Source organism: Cutibacterium avidum 44067, assembly GCF_000367205.1.
GTDB classification, from domain to species: domain Bacteria; phylum Actinomycetota; class Actinomycetes; order Propionibacteriales; family Propionibacteriaceae; genus Cutibacterium; species Cutibacterium avidum.
Genome location: NC_021064.1, coordinates 263,585 through 278,806 on the forward strand (window position 1 = coordinate 263,585; position 15,222 = coordinate 278,806).

Sequence of the window (15,222 nt, forward strand, 5' to 3'; positions counted from 1 at the left end):
ATCTGACACTGCGACGGCGGCGAACCTCAGGTTCGCCGCCGCGTCGTCCCTGCCGAACACCCTCACACCTGCCAGGGGATGACGACGTCCTCCGGAGCTGCCGGGTGCCCGTGGCCCTCGAGGACGTATCCCCATGTCTCGATCCCCTCGGGGGCCAGGTCGATGGACATTCGAGCCGCGACGTCGCGCAGATGGTCCTTGACGTGCTGCATCTCGTTCATCTCGTCGCGGGTCGCCTTCTCCTTGAGCCAGGCCTGCTCCAACTCCCAACCACGTACGCGAGTGCGAACCGCATCCTTGATGAGCTCGTGGTCATCAGAACTGGCCTTGACGTGCTTCTCGGCCGAGCACATCCAGCCGTAATCCCGGTTGATGCGTAGCAAACCAGGATCAACCGTCATGGAGTCGTGAACGGAGATTTCCGGGCCGATGACGACGGCACCGGCGTTGAGGGCATAAGCGACCTCGTCGCGTTCGGTCTCGTCGGTGAGAATCGAGACCGACCTGGTCACCAGGTCAAGCATGTTGCGCGAGCCGTAATCAGACTCCCGGCTCGCTCCCTGTGGCGAACACGTGATGACATATGGGTTTGTGACGCCAAGGTGACCGATGGCCATCTCAGCGGGCACATTCTCCCGTAGACCGCCGTCGACGTAGTGTTCCCCGTCGAGGTCGACCGGACGGAACACCCCAGGAATCGAGCACGATGCGAGCACGCCACGGGAGACGTCGAAGGTCGAGGAACCGATGGGGTTGTTGTCCCGGTCGACGAGCTCTCCGGACTCGGTCATGTAGCGCAGTTCCCCGGACTCCAGGGCGACAGTGGCAATGCGGACCGACATCCCTGAGGTGGCCAGCAACTCTGACTTGAAGAAGCCCCGATCGAGAAGCTTGGCGAGGATGGGGCCGGCGCGGTAGGTCGACGCGGAGGTCTCGGCGCCACGGACGATGGTGGAAATGTCGCCGCCGTCCAGGCTCAGCCGCGACAGGGTGGACAACAACTGCAGGATGACCCCCGGCGTCCAGGAGTCGGCGGGGACGGGGTCGTCACGGGTGGCGATTTCCAGGGTCCACGCCTGGCCGGTGAGCCGGTCGTCGTCGCGGCCCGCGACCGGCTCTGCCGGGTCGGGGACCCTCGTCTGCTCCCCACCTCGGTGGAAGGGCAGGCTCATCCATGGGCGCGGGCCCTTGGCCTTGGCGGCCTCACGATTGAGCAGGGTCATCCATTCCGGACCCTTCTCCAGCAGTTTCGCGAACCACGCCCGCGGGGTGAACATGTCGGACTGGTCGGTCATCTCCAACCACATCGTCTCCAAATGACGCAGTGCAGCCGCCTGCTTGGCGGGATCGGTCCACTGAGCCAGGGTGCAGGCCACGATCGATCCGGCCGAGGTCGCCACCATTGCGGTGGGGGCAATGCCGACGACGTCATAGAGATGTCGCAGTGCCCCCATCTGGAAGGAGGCCTTGGACCCGCCCCCAGCAAGGACGAGCCCCTGCTGGGGGGACCGGCTTCCGAGCCCGAAAGCGAGAGTGGGAATGCCGAGCCATGAGGGGAGTTCCATGGTTCGATCCTATGGGCCGCAACCGATATTCACGGCACGAACGGTCACCCTCAGGAGGCAGCTGCGATGGTCTCCTGAATGGCTGTGATCGTAGCGTCCAGATGCTCCTGCTCCCAGTCATCCAGCGGCACCTCGAGGATTCTCTCGACCCCCTTGACACCGATGACGCAGGGCACGCCCATGGAGACGTCGCCGTCGTGGCCGTACTGGCCGTGCAGGGTGGTGCAGACCGGGTAGACGGCGTGCTCGTCGAGGAGGATGGACCGGGCGATTGTCAGTGCCGACTGACCGATGCCTGCGCTCGTCCAACCCTTGAGGTTGAACACGTCGGTTCCGGCGTCGTTGATGCGTTCGGTGAGCTCGTCACGGTCCATGGGGTCGGCGTCGAAGAGCTCCGCCAGGCCGTCGAAACCGACACCACCGACGTTGACCCCGGAGAACATCGGGAAGCCCGAAGGCCCGTGCTCGCCGATCATGTAACCGCGCACGTAGTCAGGATCGACCCCGAGGTGGTCGGCGACGACTCGACACATGCGGGCCGAGTCGAGGATTGTCCCGGTACCTAGCACGAGGCCCCGGGGATGGTCGAACTCGGTGCTGGCGATGTGGACCACGGCGTCCAGCGGGTTGGAGCAGATGATGATGGCCGCGTCGTGGTTGCGGCGGGTGATTTCCGCCATGGTGGCGCGGATGATCTTGCCGTTGGTGGCGGCCAGCTCGCGGCGCGCGGCGCTGGTGGCACCGCCCTTTCCAGCAGTGATGGAAGGGCCGGCGGTGATGATGATGACGTCCGCGTCGGCCAGGTCGTCGTAGCCGCCGGCGTAGACGTCAACATTGGTGACATTCGGAAGCGCGGTGGCGTGGTGTTGGTCGAGAGCCTGCCCGGCAGCCATGTCCTCGTTGACGTCGATGACGCAGATCTCACCGAAGAGGCCGCTCATCATGGCGTCGGTGAGCACGGCGTCACCGACCCGGCCGACCCCGATGATCCCGAGCTTGTGTGGCTTGATGGGCATGGATACCTCCTGAAATCGTCGCGAAGTGCAATACGCACCAACACTCCCATCATTCACCCGGGAGGTTTCAATCTCGTGACGGCTTGGCCCGTTGCGGTGATCGCAGTGGCCCCTGTGTGGTGCTTCAGCGGCGTCAGGACGCGATGGCCACGGTGTCCTGAATGGCCTTGACAGTCGTCGCCAGATGTCCCTGCTCCCATTCGCTGAGGGGCACCTCGATGATCTGCTCGACGCCGTGGGCCCCGATGATGCACGGGGTGCTCATGGAGACGTCGCCGTCGTGGCCGTACTGGCCGTGCAGGGTGGTGCAGACCGGGTAGAGGGAGCGCTCGTCACGCACGATGGCTCGCGCGATCGTCATCGCGGCCTGACCGACTCCAGCATTCGTCCAGCCTTTGAGGTTGAAGACGTCGGTGCCGGCATTGTTGGTGCGGGTGGCGATGTCGTCGGGATCCAGCTGAGTGACGCCGAAGACCTGCGGCAGGTCGTCGAAGCTCACGCCACCGACATTGACCCCGCTGACGAGCGGGAATCCCGATGGACCGTGCTCGCCGATCATGTAACCGCGCACGAACTCCGGGTTCACACCGACGTGGTCTGCGATGAGACGGCACATCCGCGCCGAGTCCAGGAGGGTGCCGGTGCCCATGACGAGGCCCTGCGGGTGGTCGAACTCGGTGGTGGCGATGTGAACGTTGGCGTCCAGCGGGTTGGAGCAGATGATGACGGCGACGTCGTGGTTGCGCTTGGTGATCTCGGTCATGATCTCGCGGATGATCCGGCCATTCGTGGCTGCCAGCTCGCGGCGATCGGCACCGGTGGCAGGACCCTTGGCCGGATCGATGGACGGTCCAGCCGCGATGACGATGACGTCGGCGTCCGTCAGGTCGTCGTGGTCGCCGGCAATCACCGTTGTGTTGGGCATGTTGGGGACTGCGGTGGCGTGGTGCTGGTCGAGAGCCTGGCCTTCAGGCAGTCCCTCCTTGATATCGATGAGGACGATGCGACCGAACAGCCCACTTGCCATGGCGTCGAAGAGCACCGCTTCCCCGACGCGGCCGACGCCGATGATCCCCAACTTGTGTGGCTTGATGGACATTGCGAACTCCTTCGATCGTCCTCGTTATGTCCATCCATGATGCACCTCAAACGATTCATCGATGCGGCGTCTCGCCAATGCCCGTTCCTTGCGAAGAACACAGGATGGGCTGGGAGAATGTCTGAGTGACGACAATTCCCGACATCTCCGCGGCACCGCCGCGGCATCGGCCGCCAGACGATCTCAGCCGTTTCGCATGGCTGTCGATCGCTGCGGCCGCTGTGACGATCCTGCTGAAGACCCTCGCCTGGCGTATCACTGGGTCGGTCGGGCTCCTCTCGGACGCTGCGGAATCCCTCGTCAACCTCGTTGCTGCGATCATCGCCCTGGTCGCCCTCAAGGTGTCGATCCGTCCGCCGGACAAGAACCATCACTTCGGGCACTCGAAGGCTGAGTACTTCTCCGCTGGTGCCGAGGGGATGATGATCTTCATCGCGGCTGCGGTCATCATGTACACCGCCGTGCAGCGGTTCATCCATCCCCGGCCCATCGAGGACGTCGGCATCGGTCTGCTGGTCTCGGTGCTGGCCTCCGTCGTCAACGGGTTGGTCGCATGGGTGCTGCTCAAGAATGGTCGGCAGCGTCGATCCATGACCCTCATCGCCGACGGAAAACACCTGCTGACCGACGTGTGGACCTCGGTCGGGGTCCTGGTAGGAGTTGGTCTGGTCTGGCTGACCGGCTGGCAGCGGCTTGATCCGATCGTCGCCTTCGCAGTCGGCGTGAACATCCTCGTCACCGGGGCCAAGCTCGTCGGCCAGTCCGGTACGGCCCTGCTTGACGTCTCCCTGCCCAAGGAGGACAACGAGGCAATTCGGGACTTCCTGGATGCCCACTCCAACGACCACGTCAAGTTCCACGCGGTGCGTACCCGGGAGGCCGGCTACCGGCGTTTCCTCGAGTTCCACATGCTCGTGCCGGGATCCTGGACGGTCAAGCAGGGTCATGACGCCATGGAGGACCTCATTGACGAAATCCTCGATGAGTGGCCTGAGATGCGGGTCAGCGGCCACCTGGAACCGATCGAGGACCCCCGCTCCTATGAGGACATGGACGTCTGATTCCATGGGGCCGGTCATGACTAGGGTCGGTCATGGTGGTTCACCGGAGAAGCGTCTGCTAGACGCGGAACGACGGACGAATGAGAGGAGTCCGAGATGGCCGAGGTCAACGGCGAGGTCGTGACGGTGCCCGATTGGGACGAGTACTTCCTGGGCATAGCTGAGGCCGTCGCGGCCCGGGCCAAGTGCACCCGTCGTCGCGTTGGTGCCCTCCTCGTCCACGAACACCGCATCATCGCCACGGGCTACAACGGTGCCGCTCCCGGTCGTCCGGACTGTCTGGAGGGTGCCTGCCCGCGCGGTCGGCTGGGGTACGGGGAGGTTCCTGCCTTCTCCGACTATGACGTTCCCGGTTCCCCGGGGTTCTGCATCGCCATCCATGCCGAGGTCAATGCACTGCTCTTCGCCACCCGCGACACCGCCGGGGCGACGGCCTATGTCACCGACAAGCCATGCCCAGGATGCCGAAAGGCGCTCGCGGCTGCGGGCGTGGTGAGGGCGGTGTGGCCGGACGGTGAGCTCGACCAGGACGGGCTCGTCAACTGGGAGCTGTGACGGCGTCGTGGCCGCGCTGGCCCCGCCAGGGCGTTGTGCTCTCAAGAATCGAAAAGCTCTCAAGAAATGCGAGACGGTGGTGTCCGGACGAACCGAACACCACCGTTGCTCTGAGAACGGACTCAGTCGTTGGAAATCTGGGAGATCTTCGGCTCCAATGCCTTCTCCGCCTCGGCGGCGACGACCTCCAACTCGGCCCCCGTTGACGCCATGACGGCCGCGACGACAGCCCCCTCGACCAGCGGGGCGGTGGAGATCTTCACCTTGCTGGCGATCTCGGGATCGAGGAATTCCAAGGCCATCTCGGCCGACAGAATCGCCGATCCCAGATCCACCAGTACAAGGATCCCGTCACAACTACCAATCTTCTCGATGGCAGCGCTCACGGCAGTCGCATCGGTGCCCAAGGTGGTGTCGTCGAGACCGGCGGCAACCTCGATGGGCGGAGTATCCGGACCGGGCAGCATCTGGGATGCCAGATCGGCCGCAGCACGTCCCAGCGGTCGGCTGTGGGAGACGATGACGATTCCAACGCCCTGGTTCGATTCACTCATGATTCAGCTCCTGACAGGCAGTGTGCGGCAGACCCCACGAGCATGGCCATTGAGGTGGCTCCTGGGTCCTGGTGTCCCCTACTTCGTTCTCCAAGATAGGACGCCCTGCCGCGACGAGCCACCATCTCGATGGTCGCATCGCGGCCCTCATTGGCGGCTTCCGCCGCCTTGGCAAGGGCGTCGGCGGCAGAACCACCGTCGGCGGCGACCTTCTTGGCAGCATCAACGGCGGGGGACAGCGCATCAACCAGGGTCTTGTCGCCAACCTCAGCCTTACCGCGAGCCACGATGCCGGCCAGGCCAGCATCGAGGGCATCGGCAAGCAGCTGAGCAGTGGGCTCGCCGTCAGTCTTGATGACCGTCGACAGGCGTAGGAAGAAGGTGCCGTACAGCGGGCCGGAAGCACCACCAACGGTGCTCACCAGCGTCATCCCCGCCTTCTTGAGCAATTCGGCGGCAGAGGCGAAGGACTTCGGGTCAAGGGCGGCAACTGCGGTCATTCCGCGGGCCATGTTCGAACCGTGGTCGGCGTCACCGATCTGGCGATCCAGGTCAGTGAGCTCATTCGCGTGCTCCGAGATGACCTCCGAGTAATCCTTGAGCCACTCGGAAACGGTCGCGGCAGAAATTTCAGACATCAGCATCCCCATCGAAGTCCAGGAGTCTCCACCGGGGCATCCCACAGCGTCAGGAGATCGTCGTCAGCGGAGAGCAAGGTCAAGGAACATCCTGCCATCTCCAGACTCGTGATGTGGTTGCCGACCAAGGTGCGGGCAACCTTGACACCCTTGCCCTCCAGGATTTTGGCGATCCCTCCCCACACCAAGTATTGCTCGATGAGCGGGGTTCCACCCATGCCGTTGAGCATGGCGATGACGGGAGCTCCGGTGAAGTCACGGTCGGCCAGAATGGGCTCGACGATCTGGGCAGCGACCTGGCTGGCCGTCCCCAGCTTGACGGTCTCGCGACCGGGCTCGCCGTGGATGCCGACCCCGGACTCCATCTCGTCGTCACCGAGGTCGAAGGTGGGCTTGCCGGCTGCCGGCACGGTGCAGGAGGTGAGGGCGACGCCGAAGGAGCGGCCACCGTCATTGATGTGCTTGGCGAGCTCGAGCAGGGCGTCGAGATCACGCTTCTCCTCGGCAGCGGCACCGAGAATCTTCTCGGCCAGGACCGTCAGGCCCACACCACGACGACCGGCGGTGTACAGGGAGTCCTGCACGGCGACGTCGTCGGCGATGACGACGGACTCGACACGGGTGCCGGCCTCCATCGAGGCCAGCTCGGCAGCCATGTCGAAGTTCATGACGTCACCGGTGTAGTTCTTGACGATGTGGAGCACCCCGGCGCCACCGTCAACGGCCTTGGTGGCCTCGGTGATCTGGTCGGGAACGGGGGAGGTGAACACCTCGCCGCAGCAGGCGGCGTCGAGCATTCCGCGACCGACGTAGCCGGAGTGCAGCGGTTCGTGGCCGGATCCGCCACCGGAGACCAGGCCAACCTTCCCGCTGACCGGGCCGTCGGCGCGTAGCACGATGCGATGTTCGAGATCGACCTTCAGGGAATCGGGGTGGGCGGCTGCCACGCCACGCAGGGAATCAACGACGACGTCCTCAACAGCGTTGATGAGTTTCTTCATGGGACCAGTGAACCATCTTGACCCTGAATTTCCAGAGGGGCTCGAGGGAAAGGTGGACTGCGTTCACCTGTGGTTGCATCACTGAACGGCTCACTTCGTCTGCTGGACGTAGTCGATCGTCACCGTGCCACGTACCTGACGCAGCCAGGGCGCCCGCTTGGAGGGATCGAAGACCACCCGGATCTTGTCGTTGTGCATGATGACGGCGGTGATGACGACGAACGTGATGCCCAGGCTGATGGCTCCCCATGCGACGGTGGAGCGCGGGCCGATGGCGTTGCCGATCCATCCGACGATGGGGGAGACGAACGGGGTGCCGCCCATCACCAGGGTGGCCCACAGGCTCATGACACGTCCGCGCATCTGCGGGGTGACCGAGGTCTGCACCATGGCGTTGGCGGTGATGAGGGTCGAGATGGCTCCCCAGCCGACGAAGATCTTGAGCACGGCGAAGATGCCGTAATTCGGGGCCAGGGCCGACAGACCCATGCTGACGCTGTAGACGAGCAGGGCCAGCTCGACCCAACGCAGCCGCGGCTTGCGTCGAGCCGCTCCCAGTGCGGCGGCCATTGAGCCGATACCCATGAGGGAACCGAGCAGACCGTACTCGCCAGATCCCTTGCCGAAGGCCTGAGTCGCCATGACCGCATCGGAGATGTTGAAGTTGAAACCGAAGGTTCCCATCATGAACCCGATCGCCAGCAGGATGACGAGGTCGGGGCGACGCTTGACGTACCGGACGCCGTCGCGCACTCGTGCCTTCTCGGACGATGGTGGGGACATGTGAAGACGGTCAGCCTTGATGAGCAACAGGGTTGTGATGAACCCGATGAAGCAGAGGACGTTGATGGCCATCACCCAGCCGACTCCTACGGTGGCGATGAGCAGACCGCCGAGGCCAGGTCCGAACAGCCGGGCTCCGTTGAAGGAGGCCGAGTTGAGGCTCACGGCGTTGGGCAGGTTCTTCAGCGGGACGAGCTCGGAGACGAAGGCCTGGGTGGCAGGGCTGTAGAACGCGCCGGCGATGCCGTCCATGGCCGAGATGACGAAGACCATCCACAGCTGCACCGCCCCGGTCAGCACGAGGGTGGACAGTATCGCGGCGTCGATGGCCATGACGATCTGGGCGGTCACCATGATGCGGCGCTTGGACATCCGGTCAGCCAGGGCACCGGCCCAGGGGGTGATGAGGAGGATGGGGGCGAAGTTCACCGCCATCACCCAGCCCAGCATGGCCGCATTGCCGTGGGTGAGGATGATGAGCACCAGCCATGACTGGGCGGTACGGGCCATCCACTGTCCCATGTTCGTCATGAGGGTGCCCGAGAAGTAGATCCGATAGTTCGGAACCGTCAGGCTGGCGAACATGGTTCTCACGGGGACTCCTGCCAAACTCGATGGGATTGTGGGGTAAGAGAGATTATGTACCGCTTCCGTAGCTTCTGCTGATGCGGGGCTGAATGTGCAGCGGCGATATGGTCGCCCGTGGTGCATGTCCCGGGAAGATCTGCGGTTCAGCACCGTCATGACGTGAATTTCACGTCTTCACCGTCTATTCCAGGAGTTTGTCCATGGCCACAGCAGCCGAATGGCTCGAGGGGGCTCGTCCGCGCACCCTTCCCACTGCGATCGCACCGGTGCTCGCCGGAACCGCGATTGCCATCGCCGACGGCGGTGCGCGCTGGGAGCTCGCGGTGCTGTGCCTGGTGGTCGCCCTGGGGCTGGTCATCGGGGTGAACTTCGCCAACGACTACTCCGACGGCATCCGCGGGTCCGACGGACAGGACCGCGTCGGCCCGTTGCGGCTGGTCGGGTCCGGAGTGGCTGAGCCCTCCCACGTCAAGGCAGCAGCCTTCGGGTGTTTCGGTGTCTCGGCGGTGGCTGGTCTCGTCATCACCATCCTTACCGGACACTGGTGGTTCATCATCGTGGGCCTGGTCTGCATCCTCGCGGCCTGGTTCTACACCGGTGGTTCACACCCCTACGGCTACGCCGGGCTGGGGGAGATCTTCGTCTTCGTCTTCTTCGGACTGGTGGCCGTCGGCGGCACGATCTACGTTCAGACCGATCACGTTGGTGCCGCGGGGTGGGTGACGGCCAGCCTCATTGGTTTCCTGGCGTGCGCGGTACTGGTGGCCAACAACCTGCGTGACATCGACGGTGACCGGACCAGTGGCAAGCACACCCTGGCCACCAAACTGGGGCACCAGGGGACCCGCGTCTGCTACCTCGCTTTGGTGTTCCTGGCCGGCGTCGGTGTCATCGTCGTCGCGGCCCTGACGACCTGGTGGGTCCTGCTGGGCCTGCTCATGATCGTTTTGCTCGTCTCCCCGGTGAAGGCCATGGTCACCAAGGCCACCGGAATGGCCCTGGTACCGGTCCTCAAGAACACCGGGCTGGCCGAGTTGGTGTGCGCTGTGGGATTTCTGGTCGGGGCGATGCTGGATCGGCCGTTGTGACCCACTCTTGACAGGCTGTCTTAGGTTAGGTTAACTTAAGTATCATGCGCCGCAGAGCAGCGGGCGATCAAGAATAGAAGTTTTAGCCATGTCCGTTAATAGGAAAATAGTTTGGGGGGTCGTGGCGGCGTGTATGGGTGCCACTGTTTTGGCGGCAGCGCCGGCGCCGTCGAAGGCTGCGTTGGAAATGTATGTTGACTCGAATTTCCATGGTCTCATTGCGAAACAGACTAAGGTAGGTTACTATAACTTTAACAAAAATCAGAATGATTCTCTCAGTTCTATAAAAAATCAGACTCCTTATGGTGCCGCATTTTGGTATGATGTAAGCCAGAAGGGGCATTGCTGGGATTATAAGCCGTGGACGAATGATTCGTCGTTTTGGTGGAAAGATCATGATGAAGCCTCATCTTATGGATTGGGTCATCGGTGCTGACATCGAAACGGCAAGACCTTGAGGGGGTGGCTCACCCCCTCAAGGCCAATGATCTTCACCTTTCCTATGTTAAGGGTGACGAGGTACTCAACGGTGCCGACCTTGTGCTCCACACCGGTGAGCTGATACTCGTTCGCGGAGTGAGTGGTTCTGGAAAGACAACCCTGCTCAATGTGCTCTCTGGGCTTTTGTCTCCATCGCGTGGGACGGTGTGCATCAACGGAGTGGATATCACGAAAGTGTCAGAATCACAGCGAGACGCCATTCGTCTTCATGAAATGGGGATGGTTTTTCAGCATCATGGGCTCGTCCCCGATTTTACGGCCCGGGAGAATATCGAGCTTGTTCTGCGGGCGCGTGAGATTAAGAATTCTGCGGCCATTGCCATGGGTGCCCTCGAAGAGGTGGGGGTCGCTGAATTGGCAGATCGTCGCCCCGCAGAGATGTCTGGTGGGCAGGCTCAGCGGGTGGGGATCGCCCGTGCGATTGCTGGCGGTCATCGAATCGTGCTCGCCGATGAACCGACTGGCCAGCTCGACCGGGCCAATACTGACATGATCTTCAAGGTCTTGCGTCACATCGTCACCGACGGTGCTGATCGTGCAGTCCTGCTGTCCTCCCATGATCCGCGAGCCTGCGACTATGTCGACCGGGTTCTCGACATGGAGGACGGGGTTCTCGAGGAGGTATGAGATGTGGGTCGTCCACGTCACCCGGCTCGTCGTGTCGAACTGGCGGACGTGGCTTCGCGTCATTCCGCTGGCTCTGGTCGTTGTAGCTCTGACTGTCTCCAGCGGCATCACCAATGCTCGGCAACTGTCCGATGAACAGAAGAACATCGCGAGCTACGGCTCCACCAGCGGTCTCTTCTCGCTGCAGGAAGACGTGCCTCCAGGTACCCCCGTACCGATACCCCGTAATAACACGTTGCAGGCATCGTCACCCTTTCCCCAGCTCTACAGCAATATCAACCTCGTACAGTACGATGACGTCGCCTACCAAGAGATGCCCATGGCCGGTTCGGCCACGCAAGGTCGCTATCGGCTGACCTCGGGTCGCTGGCCGGCGAAGGCCGGGGAGGTTCTGGCCACCAGTACTCTTGGCGCTGATGATGGATCGCGGTTGTCTGCCAAGGCAGGTGATCTCCACCTCACGGTCACCGGCCATGTCGAAGCCGTCTACGATCGGGCTGCGACCTTGGTTCTTGCGGCTCCAGGCACATGGCAGTCATGGCGGATTTCCCGCGATGACGCTGGACGTGCCGGTATCAGGGGCAATGGGCAAATTGGGTTCACCTCCCAGGAGCCCGGTGACGTATGCAGTCTCCTCGCCGAGACCCTGAAGCTTGCAGGCGACTGCGATACCACACAGACCCGTTCTGCCAGCGAAGCTCACGGGCTGACGCCGAAGGCATTCGTGGATCAGAACCTGGCATGGCTGGTGTTTGGCCTGCTGGGGGCAGTCGTGTCCGGCGCGGCACTGACGGCCCTACTCAGACGCATCGCATCCCCCCTTCTGGCTATCGGGGTACGCCGTCGATCGGTATCAGCCATGAGTAAGACGGTGGCCTTCCTCGTTGCAGAAACCGTCTCGCTGATGTCTGTTGCCCTGGGTCAGGCGGTGGTCGCTGTGGCGAGGTGGTACATGGTCCCCAGGGCTTCTGCTCCGTTGGGGCCTTGGCGATTCCCCACGGTCCCGTTGGTGATGGCATTGGTCATCGGGGTACTTCCTGCGGCCATGGTGAACATGGTTCCTTCCCGTCGTAAGACCGTGAAGCGGCGAGGGATCAACATGAACACGGCTCGTCGGCTGGGGTGGGCGACTCTGGTACTGGGCTGCGCAGTGTGCCTGTGGGGTCTCCTGGGGGCTGACGCAACCTTCACCGCGGTCGCTGTGGTCGCTGGGATGTGTGCAGTGGCCGGTGGTTTGGGGGCACCCTTCGTGCTCTCTCGTCTGGTTCGGACACATCGCCCCGTAGGCCGGGCTCTTGCTGCTCATCGAGCTCTTTCCAGCCGCGGCGGGTGGCATTGCGTCTTTGCAGGTGTGGCGGCGGGTCTGGTCACCGCAACCGCTACCGGGCTCCTCATCGTTTCAGCGTTGTTCTCCCAGGCCAACGCGCAGACGAGCACCGGTATGCCCCCGGGGATGGCCTTGCTCCATGTCTCGATGGAGGGTGTGCCCGCCCTGGAGCCGGCTCAGGTCAAGCAGTTTTCCGATGCCCTGGAAGGCGCCAAAAACATCACCGTCCACCAGGTCGATGACGCCAAGATCAGCGGATCATGGTGGTATTTCTCCAAGATTGACGATGTTGCGGTCGTCACAAAGCTTGACGACGCCCAACGTGACGTCCTTGTATCAGGCGGGTACTTGACCAATGATCCCTCCAGAGCCGACCCGGCACACACCGTCGGGCTGACGGAGGATCTGAGCTGGGTCAAGCGCATCTCCGTGCGTCCGAAAGCAGGAATACCACGAGGTGCTGGATCGGCGATTCTGTTCACAGGGCTGACCCCCGATCAGGATCGACTGACCAACGAGTGGGCGCAGGCGCACGGGTTGGGGGAATTTTATGTCATGGCCCCCCGAATCCTCGGTGATGTCCCGCTGCCAACGATCACCATCGTCGCAACCGTCACCTTCATCGTGTTGTCGGCCATCATGGCGGGCCTATTGGCGAAGGAGGAGAGAGCCGCCAATAGTGATCTGGTGACCAGCCTCAAACGCATCGGATTGGGCAGGCGTTGGGTGGACCAGGTCATCCTTGTGGAGGTGGCCACCACAATGCTGGCCGCCCTGATATGCGGGGTGATCTCCTCGGTTGTCGCGGTGTGGCTCACGGGCAGGGTCCTGTCGGGAGCCTTGGACCTGCTTGGGGCCGCGTGGTGGGTCTTTGGTGCGTTGGCCGCCGGGATGTTCGGTGGATCCTTGCTGGGGGCCGCCATCCATCGCCGTTACCACTTCGACATGAGAGCTACCTGATCTGCGATCCGGCCCTCAGGGGAGTTACAGCTTGATGCCGAATCGCTCCAGCCTCTTGCGGTCGGCCTTCGAACTGGATGCCTGCAGGGCCAACAACTCGGCGTAGATACCTCCGGAGGCGGCCAGCTCGGCCGGGGTGCCGATCTCGTCAACGCGACCGGCGTCCAGGGTGACGATCCGGTCGACGCTGGAGATCGTCGAGAGGCGGTGGGCGATGATGAGGCTGGTGCGGTTGGCCATGAGGGATTCCAGACCGGCCTGCACCCACCGCTCGGACTTGGTGTCCAGGGCTGAGGTGGCCTCGTCGAGAACGAGGATCGGGGCGTCCTTGAGCAGGGCCCTGGCAATCGAGATGCGCTGCTTCTGGCCACCGGAGAGCTTGATACCGCGCTCCCCGACGAGGGTGTCGTACTGCTGGGAGAACCGCTCGATGAAGCGGTCGGCGTAGGCGCGGTGAGCAGCGTCGCGGATCTGCGCGTCGGTGGCCTCGGTGCCGTAGGCGATGTTCTCCCGGATCGATCCGGAGAACAGTGCCGGATCCTGGAAGACCACTCCGATACGGCGTCGCAAGGCATCCGGGGTCACCTGGGAGATGTCGTTGCCGGCCACCATGATGGTGCCCTCGGTGACCGGGTAGAGGCCGAGCAACAGGTTCACCAGGGTGGATTTCCCGCCCCCGGATTCGCCCACAAGTGCCACCTTCTCGCCGGGACTGACGTCGAAGGTGACATGGTCGATGACCCGATTGGTGCCGTCGTAGCTGAAGACGGTGTCGTCGAAGGAGATCATCGGGATGCCCGGTTCGGGCTCGCGGATGGTCGTCGTGGCGGTCTGCGGTACGTGGGTCGGACGGGTCTCCATGACGGAGAAGTAGTCCTTGGACCCGGCCACGGCGCGCTGGGCGACGTCGATGATGTAGCTCATCATCTGCACCGGCTGGCGAGCCATCGTCATGAGCTGGATGAGCAGGATCATGTCCCCGACGCCGAAGTATCCCTTGGCGGTTCGGACGAAGATGATGGCGTAGATACCGAAGAAGATGACATTGAGGACCACCCTCCGCACGGTGTCCATGAGGTGCCAGTGGTTGGACTGCTGGCGGGTGGCGTCGACGGTGGCGTCGTAGTGGTCGTTGAACTGTTTCTGCTCGGTGGCCTCGGTGACGTAGGACTTGACGACGCGAATCTGGGAGACGACCTCCTGGAAACGTCCGCCGGCGGTGTCGATGTGGTGGTTGATGACGTCCTGATGGGTCTGCCAGTTGCGTGACGTCAAGGCCGTCAACCAGACGTAGATCGGGAAGACGATCGCCAACAGCAGGGCCAGCGGCCAGTAGTAGATGGCCGAAATGATGAGGACGGCGAACGTCGTCAGCAGCAGGGTGAAGAAGTTGTTCGAGAAGGCCTTGGCGAAGTCGGTGACATTGGTGATCGATCGGGTGAGCTTGGAGGTGATCGATCCGGTGAGCTCCTCGTCGAACCAGGACTGCGGCAGTTCCAGCAGCTTGCTGAAGTACCGGGTCGACAGGATCTGGCGCATCTTCGCGCTCATGATGTCGCCCAGCCATCCGTTGACGTTGGTGAGCAGGGAGTTGACGACGTCGAGGACGAGGATGACCACCGCGAGCAGCATGATGTCGCGGATGTGGTGGTCGTTGCCACGCACGCCTGCCACGGCAAGGTCGGTGGCCCGGGCGATGACGAAGGGTACGGCCAGCTGAGTGATTGCGACGATGACAGCCGAGATGACGACCCCGAGGTAGAACTTCCACAGCTGCGAGGTGAATCGAAGGATTCGTGTCAAGGAACGCATGGGTCTCCAGATGAGCGGATAGGGATCGTCAGGGACGTGTCAACAAA

At 63.0% G+C, this 15,222-nt stretch carries 14 protein-coding genes; 6 read left to right on the forward strand and 8 right to left on the reverse strand.

Translation table 11 applies throughout. From position 1 onward, the window contains the following. Positions 1–62: 62 nt before the first annotated feature. From PALO_RS01190 to PALO_RS01200, 3 genes are all read right to left on the reverse strand, one after another. The gene (locus tag PALO_RS01190) at positions 63–1,565 is read right to left on the reverse strand and encodes a patatin-like phospholipase family protein (protein ID WP_015582109.1); all 1,503 of its coding nucleotides are present in this window, start codon (positions 1,563–1,565) and stop codon (positions 63–65) included. Positions 1,566–1,615: 50 nt separating this feature from the next. Then, positions 1,616–2,581 (reverse strand): L-lactate dehydrogenase, encoded by a 966-nt coding sequence (locus PALO_RS01195; protein ID WP_015582110.1) that lies wholly within the window; start codon positions 2,579–2,581, stop codon positions 1,616–1,618. A gap of 133 nt (positions 2,582–2,714) precedes the next feature. Further along, complete coding sequence (locus tag PALO_RS01200; RefSeq protein WP_015582111.1) at positions 2,715–3,680, reverse strand: lactate/malate family dehydrogenase; 966 nt, start codon at positions 3,678–3,680, stop codon at positions 2,715–2,717. Positions 3,681–3,805: 125 nt separating this feature from the next. On the opposite strand from PALO_RS01200, the gene PALO_RS01205 reads away from it, so the two are divergent. Together PALO_RS01205 and PALO_RS01210 are read left to right on the forward strand one after the other, a co-directional pair. Beyond that, entirely contained in the window at positions 3,806–4,741 is a 936-nt protein-coding gene (locus PALO_RS01205) for a cation diffusion facilitator family transporter (protein ID WP_015582112.1), read from the forward strand. A 96-nt stretch (positions 4,742–4,837) separates the two neighbouring features. Next, positions 4,838–5,296, forward strand: a complete 459-nt coding sequence (locus PALO_RS01210; protein WP_004809146.1) for a deoxycytidylate deaminase — start codon at positions 4,838–4,840, stop codon at positions 5,294–5,296. 122 nt (positions 5,297–5,418) lie between these two features. On the opposite strand, the gene dhaM is transcribed toward PALO_RS01210, so the two are convergent. The 4 genes from dhaM to PALO_RS01230 form a co-directional block, all read right to left on the reverse strand. After that, the gene (gene dhaM / locus PALO_RS01215; protein ID WP_015582113.1) at positions 5,419–5,850 is read right to left on the reverse strand and encodes a dihydroxyacetone kinase phosphoryl donor subunit DhaM; all 432 of its coding nucleotides are present in this window, start codon (positions 5,848–5,850) and stop codon (positions 5,419–5,421) included. Then, a complete protein-coding gene (gene dhaL / locus PALO_RS01220) occupies positions 5,847–6,500 on the reverse strand; it encodes a dihydroxyacetone kinase subunit DhaL (RefSeq protein WP_015582114.1) in 654 nt (217 codons plus the stop codon). Before dhaL ends, dhaM begins: the two co-directional genes overlap by 4 nt. Next, positions 6,488–7,489, reverse strand: a complete 1,002-nt coding sequence (dhaK, locus tag PALO_RS01225; RefSeq protein ID WP_015582115.1) for a dihydroxyacetone kinase subunit DhaK — start codon at positions 7,487–7,489, stop codon at positions 6,488–6,490. The genes dhaL and dhaK overlap by 13 nt, the downstream gene beginning before the upstream one ends. 90 nt (positions 7,490–7,579) lie before the next feature. After that, positions 7,580–8,857, reverse strand: coding sequence for an MFS transporter (locus tag PALO_RS01230; protein ID WP_015582116.1), 1,278 nt, complete (start codon positions 8,855–8,857; stop codon positions 7,580–7,582). Between the two features lie 203 nt (positions 8,858–9,060). Between PALO_RS01230 and PALO_RS01235 the strand changes: the two genes are divergently transcribed. The 4 genes from PALO_RS01235 (at position 9,061) to PALO_RS01245 (ending at position 13,363) form a co-directional block, all read left to right on the forward strand. Beyond that, positions 9,061–9,948 carry a 1,4-dihydroxy-2-naphthoate polyprenyltransferase gene (locus PALO_RS01235; RefSeq protein WP_015582117.1) on the forward strand — a complete coding sequence of 296 codons (888 nt, stop codon included), beginning with the start codon at positions 9,061–9,063 and terminating at the stop codon, positions 9,946–9,948. A 73-nt stretch (positions 9,949–10,021) separates the two neighbouring features. Beyond that, entirely contained in the window at positions 10,022–10,384 is a 363-nt protein-coding gene (locus tag PALO_RS11775; protein WP_080634283.1) for a hypothetical protein, read from the forward strand. After that, positions 10,378–11,076, forward strand: coding sequence for an ABC transporter ATP-binding protein (locus PALO_RS01240; RefSeq protein WP_041709919.1), 699 nt, complete (start codon positions 10,378–10,380; stop codon positions 11,074–11,076). Before PALO_RS11775 ends, PALO_RS01240 begins: the two co-directional genes overlap by 7 nt. A gap of 1 nt (position 11,077) precedes the next feature. Then, entirely contained in the window at positions 11,078–13,363 is a 2,286-nt protein-coding gene (locus tag PALO_RS01245; protein ID WP_015582120.1) for an ABC transporter permease family protein, read from the forward strand. Between the two features lie 24 nt (positions 13,364–13,387). Here the strand turns inward: PALO_RS01245 and PALO_RS01250 are convergent, their stop codons facing one another. Beyond that, positions 13,388–15,175 (reverse strand): ABC transporter ATP-binding protein, encoded by a 1,788-nt coding sequence (locus PALO_RS01250; protein ID WP_015582121.1) that lies wholly within the window; start codon positions 15,173–15,175, stop codon positions 13,388–13,390. Positions 15,176–15,222: the final 47 nt, after the last annotated feature.